12 protein-coding genes and 5 pseudogenes are annotated in these 12,765 nt (G+C 56.5%); 9 read left to right on the forward strand and 8 right to left on the reverse strand.

Features of this window, described 5'->3' with window-relative positions; translation table 11 throughout:
* Positions 1-3: 3 nt before the first annotated feature.
* Positions 4-361 (reverse strand): annotated as a pseudogene (locus IC37_RS31005) (site-specific integrase); the annotation flags it as partial.
* A 459-nt stretch (positions 362-820) separates the two neighbouring features.
* Here IC37_RS31005 and IC37_RS20545 point away from each other — a divergent pair.
* From IC37_RS20545 to IC37_RS20555, 3 genes and pseudogenes are all read left to right on the forward strand, one after another.
* Complete coding sequence (locus tag IC37_RS20545) at positions 821-1,153, forward strand: transposase (protein ID WP_030131257.1); 333 nt, start codon at positions 821-823, stop codon at positions 1,151-1,153.
* Positions 1,150-1,485, forward strand: a complete 336-nt coding sequence (gene tnpB, locus IC37_RS30630; protein ID WP_030131256.1) for an IS66 family insertion sequence element accessory protein TnpB — start codon at positions 1,150-1,152, stop codon at positions 1,483-1,485. The genes IC37_RS20545 and tnpB (IC37_RS30630) overlap by 4 nt, the downstream gene beginning before the upstream one ends.
* Positions 1,486-1,632: 147 nt before the next feature.
* Positions 1,633-2,169 (forward strand): annotated as a pseudogene (locus tag IC37_RS20555) (IS66 family transposase zinc-finger binding domain-containing protein); the annotation flags it as partial.
* Positions 2,170-2,328: 159 nt separating this feature from the next.
* On the opposite strand, the gene IC37_RS20560 reads toward IC37_RS20555, so the two are convergent.
* Positions 2,329-3,102: an alpha/beta fold hydrolase gene (locus IC37_RS20560; protein WP_030131254.1), complete on the reverse strand. Its 774-nt coding sequence runs from the start codon at positions 3,100-3,102 to the stop codon at positions 2,329-2,331.
* 144 nt (positions 3,103-3,246) lie between these two features.
* Positions 3,247-3,530, reverse strand: a pseudogene (locus IC37_RS30635) (DUF2946 domain-containing protein); the annotation flags it as partial.
* Between IC37_RS30635 and IC37_RS31010 the strand changes: the two are divergent.
* Positions 3,521-3,610 (forward strand): annotated as a pseudogene (locus IC37_RS31010) (transposase domain-containing protein); the annotation flags it as partial. The pseudogenes IC37_RS30635 and IC37_RS31010 sit on opposite strands and share 10 nt — an antisense overlap.
* Here IC37_RS31010 and IC37_RS20570 read toward each other — a convergent pair.
* From IC37_RS20570 to IC37_RS20590, 4 genes are all read right to left on the reverse strand, one after another.
* The gene (locus tag IC37_RS20570) at positions 3,607-4,815 is read right to left on the reverse strand and encodes an MFS transporter (protein WP_033864931.1); all 1,209 of its coding nucleotides are present in this window, start codon (positions 4,813-4,815) and stop codon (positions 3,607-3,609) included. The pseudogene IC37_RS31010 and the gene IC37_RS20570 overlap by 4 nt on opposite strands.
* Before the next feature lie 105 nt (positions 4,816-4,920).
* Positions 4,921-5,778 carry a LysR family transcriptional regulator gene (locus tag IC37_RS20575; RefSeq protein WP_030131252.1) on the reverse strand — a complete coding sequence of 286 codons (858 nt, stop codon included), beginning with the start codon at positions 5,776-5,778 and terminating at the stop codon, positions 4,921-4,923.
* 891 nt (positions 5,779-6,669) lie between these two features.
* Positions 6,670-7,200 carry a DUF2867 domain-containing protein gene (locus IC37_RS20585; protein ID WP_030131251.1) on the reverse strand — a complete coding sequence of 177 codons (531 nt, stop codon included), beginning with the start codon at positions 7,198-7,200 and terminating at the stop codon, positions 6,670-6,672.
* A 413-nt stretch (positions 7,201-7,613) separates the two neighbouring features.
* Positions 7,614-8,234, reverse strand: a complete 621-nt coding sequence (locus IC37_RS20590; RefSeq protein ID WP_030131250.1) for a DJ-1/PfpI family protein — start codon at positions 8,232-8,234, stop codon at positions 7,614-7,616.
* 126 nt (positions 8,235-8,360) lie between these two features.
* Between IC37_RS20590 and IC37_RS20595 the strand changes: the two genes are divergently transcribed.
* Entirely contained in the window at positions 8,361-8,915 is a 555-nt protein-coding gene (locus IC37_RS20595; RefSeq protein WP_081501307.1) for a TetR/AcrR family transcriptional regulator, read from the forward strand.
* A 164-nt stretch (positions 8,916-9,079) separates the two neighbouring features.
* Here the strand turns inward: IC37_RS20595 and IC37_RS20600 are convergent, their stop codons facing one another.
* Positions 9,080-9,424, reverse strand: coding sequence for a hypothetical protein (locus tag IC37_RS20600; RefSeq protein WP_030131248.1), 345 nt, complete (start codon positions 9,422-9,424; stop codon positions 9,080-9,082).
* Positions 9,425-9,503: 79 nt separating this feature from the next.
* Here IC37_RS20600 and IC37_RS20605 point away from each other — a divergent pair.
* The 4 genes and pseudogenes from IC37_RS20605 to IC37_RS20620 form a co-directional block, all read left to right on the forward strand.
* A pseudogene (locus IC37_RS20605) lies at positions 9,504-10,364 on the forward strand (efflux RND transporter permease subunit); the annotation flags it as partial.
* Between the two features lie 69 nt (positions 10,365-10,433).
* On the forward strand, positions 10,434-10,790 hold the full coding sequence (locus IC37_RS20610) for a transposase (protein WP_143519229.1): 357 nt from the start codon (positions 10,434-10,436) through the stop codon (positions 10,788-10,790).
* 5 nt (positions 10,791-10,795) lie between these two features.
* Positions 10,796-11,122, forward strand: a complete 327-nt coding sequence (tnpB, locus tag IC37_RS30640; RefSeq protein WP_143519230.1) for an IS66 family insertion sequence element accessory protein TnpB — start codon at positions 10,796-10,798, stop codon at positions 11,120-11,122.
* A 61-nt stretch (positions 11,123-11,183) separates the two neighbouring features.
* The gene (locus IC37_RS20620) at positions 11,184-12,719 is read left to right on the forward strand and encodes an IS66 family transposase (protein ID WP_030131244.1); all 1,536 of its coding nucleotides are present in this window, start codon (positions 11,184-11,186) and stop codon (positions 12,717-12,719) included.
* Positions 12,720-12,765: the final 46 nt, after the last annotated feature.

Here is a 12,765-nt window from a genome sequence, read left to right on the forward strand (position 1 = left end):
CGCGCGGCTAGCCCATTGGTAGAAGCTAACGATCAGATTCAACCGCTTGTTCGCCGTGCCAGGATCGAGCCCCAGCTCGCCTTGAGACCAGTCCCGGTAACGAGATAGGACGCTCAGACCGTTAGCAGGGCTCTCTTCATCCCAGTCCATTGGCTTCCAAGAAGGCGAAGTAGTCGTACAGACGACGTCCGTAGGCTTCCCAAGTCAGTTCGCTTCGTGCCTCACCGGACTCCACGAGAATATGCCTGAGGAAGGATTGCACGGGCTCAACAGGCCAGCCATCTGAGCCAACCAACAGCGGAAAACCTTCGAAAGATCGACCTGCTAACGACAGGTCTTTTGTTGCGAATATCAGTCTCATTCCACAGCCTTCAAACACCTTCCAGCGGACTCCCATCAGTGGCCAGGATGGGAAAGGGGCCGGTGGCTGTGCCCTGAACGTTTACAGTCCCTAGGATTAGGGTTGAATTTTCGGTTTTGCTGGCTTCGACCAATGCCAAGCGCATCGGGCTTATCGCAAACAGACCAATCGGCAACAGGGGCCAGAGGGGAAGAGACACAGACAAAGGTTTTGCACGAGGCAAAGTAATTGCAGCAGGCATAACGCACATTTCCTGATAACCAAGAAACTTCAAGGGCGTTTAGCGACCACGGGAGGGCCACTAAATATAAGTAGTGAAGACAACGCCGTACTGATGTCGGCGGTGTTGGTCATCAGTATGCGTCCGGCAAAGTCATCTAGCCGGCTCCGTTAAGCCCAGACATGGTGTTCACCTAAATTTAAGTGGACACCATTTCTAGCCTTTTAAGCGGATCCTCCATGCAGCCAAAGCGCCGTTCCTATTCCAACTCCTTCAAAGCCCAAATCATTCAAGAGTGCTCCCTGCCCGGCGCCTCGATTGCCAATATCGCGCTGAACCACAGCCTCAACGCGAACCTCGTCCATAAGTGGATTCGAGTGCCATCTCAGAAAAGCCTTGCGCTGCAACCCGCTTTCATCCCGCTGAAATTGCAGTCGCCTGCGGCAAGATCGGAAACCGCACCAGCCACTATTTGCGTCGAAATTCCACACCCTCGCGGGACTGTCGTGGTGAACTGGCCGACTGAAAGCGCAACCGCCTGTGCAACCTTTCTTCGAGACCTGTTGCGATGATCCGCATCGATTCGATCTGGCTCGCCACCGAGCCCATGGACATGCGCGCCGGTACGGAAACGGCTTTGGCGCGGGTCGTGGCGGTGTTCGGTGCGGCGCAGCCGCACTGTGCTTATCTGTTTGCCAACCGCCGCGCCAATCGCATAAAAGTGCTGGTGCATGACGGCGTGGGTGTCTGGTTGGCGGCCCGGCGGCTCAACCAGGGTCGCTTCATCTGGCCGAACCCTCGACACGGCTCGCAAGCCGAATTGAACAGCGAACAACTTCAGGCGCTGGTGCTGGGTTTGCCGTGGCAGAGGGTTGGCCCCGGTGGAGCGATCACTGTGCTGTGATCTGCGGTTTAGCAGGATTGCCTGCGTCATTGTCCGATCAGTCTGTCGTCGATTATTGCCCGCTCTGGCAAAATCGGCGGCACGACTTGTGCCTCTTCTCTCGACCAACTGAATGCTGAACAACTGCGCACCCTGGCGGCGCAGTTGATGCAGCGTGTCGAAGGCCTGGATCAACACGTCGAAAAACTCGGAAAACAAGTCCATCACTTCAAAACGGTCAACGAACAACTCACCCACGAAATCGCGCTGCTCAAGCGCCATCGCTTTGCCAAGCGCAGTGAACAGTTGAACCCGGCGCAAGCCAGCCTCCTCGATGACCTACTCGACACCGACATTGCCGCCATCGAAGCCGAACTTGCGGCTCTGCAACCCGCCCCCGCTTCGTCCGAGGCACGCCAAAAACCCAAGCGCGCGCCGTTGCCCGCGCAGTTTCCCCGCACCCTGATCCATCACGAACCGGACAACACGCAGTGCACCTGTGGCTGCGCCCTCAAGCGCATCGGCGAAGATGTCAGCGAAAAACTCGATTACGCACCGGGCGTATTTACCGTCGAACGTCATATCCGTGGCAAATGGATCTGCGATCAGTGCGAAACCCTGATTCAGGCACCGGTACCGGCGCATGTGATCGACAAAGGCATCCCAACCGCCGGGCTGCTGGCCCAGGTGATGATCGCCAAGTTCGAAACGGCCAGATACGAAAAAGCCCAGCACCTGACTGGGCTTTTTCACGTCCGACATCGGTAGATTCAACTAAGCACTGCCAGCGCCCCTATCAAAATCCGCATGTCGTTCCCTCTTTTGGTTTGGCGGACGCTTACCGCTAAAAGATGAACGTACCGATCAATCCGCCAGAAATGCCTCCAGAACAGGTGTCAGCCATTCTGGTCGATCTTCTTGGGGCGAGTGATTCGCGAATGGAATATTCAAGAGCCTAGCGTTTGGCACCCGATCAGTGAGTTCAACTGCATTCGTGCGCGAGACAAGCATGTCTTCGTCGCCCCTGACCACCAGCAAATCGGCGGTGATGTTGCGCACAGCTTCGTTCGGGTAGCCATCCGCGCCTGAATCGAGCCAGAGAGCCCGCAGCGCCACTGCCAATCGCTCAAAATCTGGTGCGGGATTCATGACCTGATAACTATCGTAGCTGTGCGGGAACATCTCGCGCCAGCTCTCGGCTGTTACCTCTGTATACATGCCGCGCGTTGGGTCGTCTGCCTTCAACGCCCAGTGCGCGCCAATCGTTACCAGCTTGTCTATAGGGAGAGTGTTGGCGGCGGCAATCCGCAGTGCAGCTATGCCACCATCGCTATGGCCGATGATGCTGAAATGCTCAAGCCCCAGGTGCCTGACCACTGCTTCCACATCCTGCTGGATGCGCTTATAGGTCAGTCGTGATGGACCAAGTGTGGATTTTCCTTGGCCCCGGCTGTCGATGCCGATCAACCTGTAATTCCGGCCCAAACGGGGCGTGATGGAATTAAAAGTCTCGATGTCACCAAAACCGCCGTGGAGGAATACCAAGACAGGGCCTTCCTTGTTCCCTTGCTGTTCAAAGTAGAGGCTCGCGTGGTCTATCTCAATATGCTGGCCGTCCTGGTGATTGAACGTCGTCATGTGCTTTTCCCTTTGTTGGATCGCTGTGTCGCGTGCAGGCTTCAGTCTACTGCTCTACATGATCGCATTTGCGATGACAAATGGGTGTGACGGCTCACTAAGCGTTAGGATCAGGAAGGCGTATTGACCAGACGCTTACGGTCATCAGGCAAGGGGAAACGCGCGCGGGCTCAGGCTGGGCCAGCGGATTCTGGGATGCAGCGCTGGCAGTCGAGGGAGGTGTCAGGTGCGTATCGCGGTAGGAAATGTCCGTAGTAGTTCGATGGCAACGCTGCCAGCCCGGCATGACCACAGCAGCAATCATCGTGTTGCATTACCGTTTTTGACGGAGTCGGCTGGAGGGTGTCGATCCGCTTGTCGAACCCCGGAGGCAATACTTGTGAAGCGCCTCATGAGCAGAATCCCCCCCAAAGCATCAGTTGCATATCTGAAAGACGTCCTCACGCACTTGCCAGCCCAGCGCGCCAGTCAGATTATCGATCTGCTGCCACATAAGTGGGCTCGTTAAGCCTCGCCGTGTGTACGAGCTTGACTTTGCTTAGGGACGTGCCTCAAAAGCTGCATGAGCGCCAAAGAAGCAAGACTCGCGATAATGAGCGCAAGTGAGCTTATTCCAATTCTCAGCCCCCAAAAGTCGATCAAGTAACCTGTTAACACCGGGATCGCCCCAGCGGGCACGTACCCCCCCATGTTGAACACTGCGTTGGCTTCGGCTCTGCGCTGCGCAGGCACGCGGTCAGCAATAAGTGTCAGTCCACCTAACTGGCCCAAGCCTTGACCGGCGCCTGCCAACAGAGCGGAAACGATCAGCCATGGAGCGGAACCGGTTTCCAGCGCGATCCACACAAAAATCATTGAGAAGACAGTACCGATCCCGCTAAGCGAAAACACGGTACGGCTGTTGTATCGCTTCGCCGCAAACTGCACGCCCACGGCGACGAGGAACATCGAAAAGGCCATACAACCCGTGACAAGGGGACTATTCACGCCTAGAAAAGTCGCTATCAGCTTGGGGCCGAGCGACAGGATGAATGATGTCGAAGTTATTCCAGGGCCGAAGAACGCTATCCCCAATAGCACGATGCCGAGGTTTTCCTTAGCGACGGTGGGCAAGCGCGGTTTAAACGTACCGACCCCAAGCTTCTGGTTCTTTTGATTGAGTAACGCTAGGAGCGCCACGCACAAAATCGCGATTTCCACTCGGAAGACCGTGTGGATCGGGTTCGGAAGATATTGCGCAACGACCCCTGCCAATAGCGGCCCGGTGCCCGCTCCGGCCACCATCGCGACAGATGCCATTAACGAAGCAAAATGCTTGCGTTGAGGCTGAGCATGCTCGACGACATTCGCCATACCCCCAGATACAACGAGGCCCACCGAAACGCCGGTGAGGAAGCGTGCGAGCATCAAGACACCGATGCTGTGCGCTTGGTCGAACAGAATCGCTGCAATGATAGCCAGCCCCACACAGGGTAGAAGCAAGGCTTTGCGCCCATAGTGGTCGGACAGCTGCCCAGCGACGGTGAGAGTTAGAAGAAGACCGATGATGTAGCAGGCAAAAATTACGGTTAGCACCCCCGACGCGAAGCCGAGGGACTGCTGCCAAAAGCTGTAGAGTGGCGTAGCGGCATTTGAAAGTATAAAAATCGCGGTCACGATCCACGCTGTACGGTACACAGCCATTGAGCTTTTTATGGGATGGGAACTGCTCATTGGTGAAGGGCCTCTCAGTGGGCAGGAATTCAATTCGGAGCCCAGAGTAGAGAAATGTTTCGTGATGGCCCATTCATCAAAGTTACAAACCGGATGTGAAAAAATTCACAGCTCCTGTGCCTGCACTAATCCCTCCATGAGGAAATCAAGCACTGCCCGGATTTTTTGAGAGCTGCGTAAATCTTCATGAAACGCGAGCCAGATGGGTAGTTCCAGCGGTGTGTGATCCATATCAACCCTTGTCAGCCCATATTCTTTGCCTAAAAAATCCGGAAGGAAAACTATGCCAGCATTACCTACGGCAGCTAATGCCTGGATGCGTAGGTCGTTGCTGGTGACGGAAAGCGGTCTTCCTTCCAGCCGATCCAGGAGCCATTGCTGCTGTACCGAATCGTCCATGCTACGGTCGTAGCCTATGAACTCGAACTCTTCAGGTTCACGTTGACTTATGTAGTCCTTGCTAGCATGAGGGTAAAAACGCAAGGAGCCGAGACTTTTGGCGACGACACTCTGTTCATCTGGCCTGCTGAAGGTAATGGCAATATCGGTTTCTTTCCTTGCCAACGACGCAGTGGACTTGGCTCCGACGAGCGTCAGCTGCAACCGGGGATAACGCTCGCGCAATACCCCAAGTCGCCGAGCTACCAACGTTCCGAGGTATGCAGGAGGTGCAGACAAGATCACCGCACCCTCAATACGGCTTTCTCCCCCGTCAGCGAATCGCCTGAGCGCAAGTGACGCAGACTCCATCTGCGCTGCATATTCACCTACCCTCACACCATCCTCGGTCAGTTGGTAGACACGGCCCCTACGATCTACCAGCTTCATGTCCAAAGAGGCTTCAAGGGCAGCTATTCGGCGAGCCACAGTCGCGTGCTCCACCCCCAGCGAGCGAGCCGCAGCGGCTAAGGAGCCCTCATGAACAAAGGCAAAGAAAAAACGGAGGCTGTCCCAGTCAAGCATATTGGTCATCAGGGTGTGGTTAGGAGTGGATTTACAGCGAGCTAAAAGCGTAGCTTACCGATAAATCAGGTGGCGCTGCCGCATAAAGCTTGGACTTAATTTCGTCCCCACGTTCTCCGCCCCGAAGAACCGCTTTACGCGCACTTCCATTTGCACCTAACGCATTGCTTCCAGCATCCCCGACGCGGCTGCGGTTAGGATTCTAGCCCGATGCAAGTCAGTTTCGTTGCGCAAGGTGTATTGGACGGACGCTTGGAGCGCCAGTTAAAGCTGGCGGAGGATAGTCGATGAAAGTTCGATACTGGTAAGAAATGGCGAATCAACCAGACCCCGAGTCATGCATGTTGCACCGTGAGGTGCAGGGTGAAGCGTTGGCAGGGGAAACCGATGGGCCAGCCATTGAGCCGCGTAATCAGGAATCCGGGATGCCGATGCTGTTAAGCGAAGCAGAAGGCAATACGGAGCATGGCGTTATACGCCAGTCATGCTCTGATCCCGCGCGGTCGGAGACCCTGTGCACGTCGGGAAGTCCTTCGCACAGAAACTGGGAGATCTCAGCGGCGCCCGGTGCGCAAGCACCGGGCGGAGAGCCAGCGTAATCGGCTTCAATGGTCACGCTACGGACGCCTTGCCGATCTCTATATTCCAAGTCCCAAGAATGCACACCCATACCCTGAGGATCGCTTCGCGTCACATACCCGAGGCAGGAGCCGTATGCGGTAGTTCCGCACGTACAGATCTGTGCGGGGGGTGGCAGGTAACTGCCATCCCTACCGGCGACCAATGAATCTTAGAGGCCTAACGTTTGACATGAGAGACTTGGCCCAGGCTTGCCAGAACAGCCTTTCGATGGAAGGGTTAGACCTCAGGGGGCACACAGCGCTCTCAGCCTTAGGGGCAGGTAGCCAGAGGCCAACCGACGCGCGCTGCACGGAGGAGGCTGGCCTTAACAACCAAGCGGTGAAATGGGGCAATAACGAAGATGTAGGCCCGGCCTAGACGGTTGTGGCACTGGACCACGGTTGAAAAAACGAGTCGGCGACTGCCTTCTGGCTCTGACTCTCCAGAACATAGGATCGATATCCGGAAGTCGAGGTGCTTGTCGTCCTCTCCCAACACGATTTCAGTCTGGTTCGTGCTGTAGACCTTGAAGATTTCAATCCGATTAGCAAGTGATGCCAAGTGTTTGGCTGTCTTGAGACCAAAACAGGCAACGATAGTGTCTCGGACTTTCATGAGCCATCCGATCCAGGATGGCTGGTGGGAAAGGATGAATCGAGCTAGCAAATCTGGATTGCTGGATGTGCCCGCAGGGAGCCGAATCGCAAAAGCGTCCGCTAGGTTCATCGACTTGTAAAGGTGGGTGATGCCGGACGTCGAGGGGACTGGCACGGACATAATGAGCTCAAATTCTCGGGGCATCGGGGATCTCTCCTGAGTTCTAACTACTAATTAGACGACATGCCATGTCGCGTTCTTGTTGCGATGGTTTGTCGTATAACGCTCCTTGTCGCCCTGTAAGTGCTTGTCTAGCTTAGAAGTGACGGTTACCGACTTTCAAGCCGGACAGGGACAACCGCGCTCACTGCTCATTCCCAAGCAAACGAGGTATCTGCATAGTGGAGGAATCTCGCTGTACAAGCGGCTCTTTTTCCATATTGCGGCGTGCCTACTTAGGCTATCAGGTACGTATTCAAGTGTGGGGTTCACGGTAACTTCAGGTTCCAGGCGCAGTAGCGCACCAGGAGCGGAGCTCGCATGGGTCGTGGCGATGCCGTCCGGATAACCATGTCCACGCATTGATGAGGTCCAGAGCCTCGCTGAGCGAGCATGGATTAACTGGATGTTGTTGAGGCGCCAACTTCTCCTTGTCGGATACTGAGCCCGATCAAGGCATCATAGAGCTCTTGCTGCCCAGCTGGCAGAACAGGGAGCAACGTCGCACGGCGCTTGTCGACATCGAACCAGGATTCAACCAACCATCCCACCAGATAGAGCGCCGAAAGGCATCCGCCAGCGGTTGCAACGTTCCCCTGGCATACAAGAGGCTGGTCCACGGGCTCAAGTCCCAGAGCTTGCAAGCTCGATCGTGCATCCGGGTGTGTAGTTGCTTGGCCGCTGAGCAGCCCAAGCCGTTCGAGAATGAAAGCTCCGGCACATATGGAGCCTATTCGCTGGCGTCTGGAGTCAAGTTCAAACGACGGCAGGAAATCTGGGGCGGCAAGTGCAGCGGGTATCCCTTCCTTGCCGCTGACGAACAATACCGCGTCGGCACTATTGGCCTCGGAAAGCGGACCGTGCACCGAAACAGGCAGGCCGTGCGCCGATCGCACGATAGAGCTAGAACCCAATATTCGGACGTGCCAGTCCTCAGTGTTGCGGCCTAAAATGTCCCACATCAGGAATAGGTCGATATCAGTGAATTGGTCGAAAGCAACCAGAACGATTTTCTTCAAGGCGAGCTCCATGAAAAGTGCTGGCGTGCAAAACGCAACGGCCATCTTTGCTGGTGTTCGCAGCGTATCAATCGGTTGCGCACCATACACAGTCTGTATGGCGCTAAATATGGAGCGAAATAACGGGTGAGAAAACTAACTCGTAACCATTGGATCGCGGCTGGTTTTGAGGCCCTCGACCAAATAGGGCATATTGGCGTTTCGGCCGAGAGTCTATCGCGCCGATTGAATGTGACCCGCGGATCGTTCTATCACCATTTCCGCAATCGCGAAGATTTTGTCCGCACCTTGCTGGCCGCTTGGGAAGAAGACTACACGGAGCGCATGCTCGCTTATGCGGCGCAGGGTCGTAGCGCGGGCGAAACCTTGAAACGCTACTTGAGTATTGCCGCTGAGAAACAACCTGGGCGGGAAGTTTCCATCCGAGCCTGGTCGCTGCACGATCCGTTGGTAGGCGAGTTTCAGCAGCGTGTTGACACAAGACGACTGGACTTCGCGATACGGACGTGCCGCCGCTTGGTCCATATGCCAGGCGAAGCAGAAGTGATTGGTCAGGTGGCCCATCTGTGCCTGATTGGTGGTCAACAGGCAGGGCTGCGGCGTGATGCCGCTCGCTTCAACAGTTTCCTGCATCGAGCCTTTTCACTTTTCGAAGGGGCTCTTCCACCGTGGCGGGCCTAAGTCATGAGCTAAATTGGGTAACTGAATAAATAGAGTTCGCGTGCCACTGCAAATGTGTTTGGGGCATCTGCCTACCTGGAGGCGCAGTTTCTTCTTGCTCCGATACATACTGGGAAATGGGGGGCAAAGCTGATCACCCAATTGCATCAGGACTGATTACTGTTTTACCCCCTAATTTGACCACACACTTCCATGGTATCAGCGACAAGTTCGACCCCGGCGTCTTGGCGCCAGCCTTCGACTATCCAGGGTTCGAGTAGCTCGATCTCGCTGCCTCTGCCGACCTGACCTTGTTCGAGCCAGACTTGCAGGTGTTTGGCCTGGCCAGCCTGGGCAATGCTGTGAGCCTTGTCGATCTGCAGAGAGGCGTGGAGCACGGCTTCGTTGATCTCTTGTTCGTCCGTAGCCAATTGTTGATTGAGTTCAGTGAACCGGCCGACGACGCGCTGCACTTGGCGTTGGATACTGTCGAAGGCGTCCTTGGCCAACGCATGAGCGCTATCGAGCAAGCGTTGCCGGGCCGTCCACGTTCGATGAGCCTCCCAGAGGCTGAATAGGTTGGCGAGAAACCTCGGCTTTTTTCTCAGGTTGCGGCTGCAGGACCTGACGGGGCAGGGGCATGACGCGCTCTTGCAGGCCCGCACTCGATTACTGGACGCGGCCAAGGCATCCCCGGTGATTGACTATCTGATGGAGGATGGGCTGGCAGATGCGCCGCAAATCAACGTCAGCATTGATCGGGAAAAGGCCGAAGCGCTCGGCGTCAGTTTTGATGTGATCAGTTCAGCGTTGTCCTCAGCGCTGGGCTCGGAGCAAATCAACGAATTCGCTAATCAAGGCCGCATGCAACGGGTGATCGTTCAGGCCGACGGCAGCAGTCGGCAGACGCCTGAAGCATTGCTGCGCCTGCAAGTCCCCAACCGTCAGAACCGCCTGGTACCGCTGGAGGCGTTTAGCCGTTTTGAGTGGCAGGTCGGCCCCCTGCAGATTGCGCGTTACAACGGTTCCGGTGACGCCGCGCCGGGATACAGCACCGGGCAGGCGATGGAAGAACTGAAGAACATCGCCCGTCAACTCCCCGCCGGCTTCAGTCTGGAATGGGCCGGGCTGTCGCTTCAGGAACAGCAGGCCAGCGATCAGGTGCCGCTGTTGGTGGGGTTGTCATTGGTTGTGGTGTTGCTGGTCCTGGTGGCGTTATACGAAAGCTGGACCATTCCCTTTGCGGTATTGCTGATCGTGCCGGTCGGTATGTTCGGTGCAGTGGCTGCGGTGACGATCATGGGTATGCCCAATGACGTGTATTTCAAGGTGGGGCTGATCACGATCATCGGTCTCTCGGCAAAGAATGCGATTCTCATCGTCGAATTCGCCAAAGCGTTGCATGCTCAGGGCGCGCCCCTCGCACAGGCGGCGGCCCAGGCTGCACGCTTGCGGTTCCGCCCCGTCATTAGTAAGCGTCCGGCGAAGTCACCTTCTCGATCCCAGCCATAAGGGCGATGGTGTCCACCAAAAAAATACGTGGACACCATCGCCCTTATCGTCAGGATCGCCATGCGCCAAAGAACTTCTTATCCAAAACCTTTTAAAGCCCAAGTCGTCCAGGAATGCCTGCAACCCGGCGTGTCCATGGCCAGTGTAGCCCTGCGCCATGGCATCAACGCCAACCTCGTTCGAAAGTGGATACCCACTTATCGTGATCGTCAGGCGCCAGCGTTGCCCGCTTTCGTTCCGCTGAAACTAGAGCCCGCGACGCGGCCCGATCAGCAAATGCTTGTCAGCATCGAAATCCCTTTCAGGCAGCAAAAACTTACCGTGAACTGGCCATCCTCCGACCCTGAAGGGTGCGCTCGTTTTATCCGTGAGCTTGCCCAGTGATCCGCGTGGACGCCATTTGGCTTGCCACCGAGCCCATGGATATGCGCGCCGGTACCGAGACTGCGTTGGCCAGAGTGATCGCGGTATTCGGTGCGGCGAAGCCGCACTGTGCTTATCTTTTCGCCAACCGCCGAGGCAACCGGATGAAAGTCCTGGTGCATGACTGCGTGGGCGTCTGGCTGGCGGCGCGACGATTGAATCAAGGCAAGTTTCACTGGCCCGGCATCCATCGCGGATCGGAAGTCGAACTCGATAACGAGCAGCTTCAAGCTTTGGTGCTGGGTTTACCCTGGCAGCGGGTCGGCGCGGGCGGCTCGATCACAGTGCTTTAGCACCGGCTATTAGCCTATCGGTTTATCGCCGCTGACGGCCTGCTCTGGCACAATCAGCGGCATGACTTTCTCGCCCAATCTTGACCAGATGACACCGGAACAGCTGCGCGCCTTGGCCGAACAGGCCATGCAGCTGCTGTCCCAGGTCGACTCCATGGGCCAGAAGATCCACCGTCTTGAAACGGTCAATGAGCAACTCGCTCATGAGATCGCCATCCTCAAGCGACACAAGTTTGCCAAGCGCAGCGAACAGCTGAGTCCTGACCAAGGCAGCTTGCTCGACGACCTGCTCGATACTGATATCGCGGCCATAGAGGCCGAGCTGAACGCGGTCAATCCTCCACCTGCACCGGCCGAGCCGCGCCAGAAACCCAAGCGTGCGCCGCTGCCACCCCAGTTCCCACGCACCGTGATCCGTCACGAGCCAGAAAACACTCAGTGTGCCTGCGGGTGTCAGCTTCAACGCATCGGCGAAGACGTTAGCGAGAAGCTCGATTACACGCCCGGCGTGTTCACCGTCGAACAGCATGTGCGTGGAAAATGGGCCTGCCAACAATGCGAAACACTGATCCAGGCACCGGTACCGGCTCAGGTAATCGACAAGGGCATCCCGACCGCAGGCCTGCTGGCGCATGTGATGGTGGCGAAGTTCGCCGACCACTTGCCGCTGTATCGGCAGGAGAAAATCTTTGGCCGCGCTGGCCTGATGATCGCCCGCTCGACGCTGGCGCAGTGGGTTGGACAAACTGGCGTGCAGCTCCAGCCTTTGGTCGATGCGTTGCGCGAAGCGGTGCTGGTCGAGGGCGTAATCCACGCCGATGAGACCCCGGTTCAAATGCTCGCGCCAGGCGAGAAGAAAACCCACCGCGCGTATGTTTGGGCCTACAGCACCACGCCGTTCTCGGCACTCAAAGCCGTTGTTTACGACTTCAGCCCAAGCCGGGCGGGCGAGCATGCGCGCAACTTCCTCGGCTCTTGGAACGGTAAGTTGGTGTGTGACGACTTTGCCGGCTACAAAGCAGGCTTCGAGAAAGGCATGACCGAAATCGGCTGCATGGCTCATGCCCGCCGCAAGTTTTTTGATCTGCACGTCGCGAATAAAAGCCAGTTGGCCGAACAGGCACTTCACTCGATTGGCGGCTTGTACGAAATTGAACGGCAAGCGCGGGACATGAGCGATGAAGATCGCTGGCGAATACGGCAAGAAAAGGCAGCACCGATCCTTGAAACGCTGCACAACTGGATGCTGGCCCAGCGTGATCTTGTGCCCAACGGATCAGCAACGGCCAAGGCTCTGGATTACAGCCTTAAACGCTGGGTAGCGCTGACTCGATATCTCGAGGACGGCACTGTGCCCATAGATAATAACGCAGTCGAAAATCAGATAAGACCGTGGGCACTTGGACGCTCGAACTGGTTGTTCGCTGGTTCGCTACGCAGTGGTAAGCGAGCAGCGGCAATTATGAGTCTGATCCAGTCAGCACGTATGAATGGGCATGATCCGTATGCCTATCTCAAAGATGTGCTGATGCGGCTGCCTACGCAGCGTGCCAGTAAGATCGGCCAACTGCTACCGCATCAGTGGATGCCCGTCTGAGTCACGCAAGGTGACTTCGGCGAGCGCTTATCACCAATGTCGTCTT

The organism is Pseudomonas sp. QTF5 (assembly GCF_000512695.2).
GTDB lineage: Bacteria > Pseudomonadota > Gammaproteobacteria > Pseudomonadales > Pseudomonadaceae > Aquipseudomonas.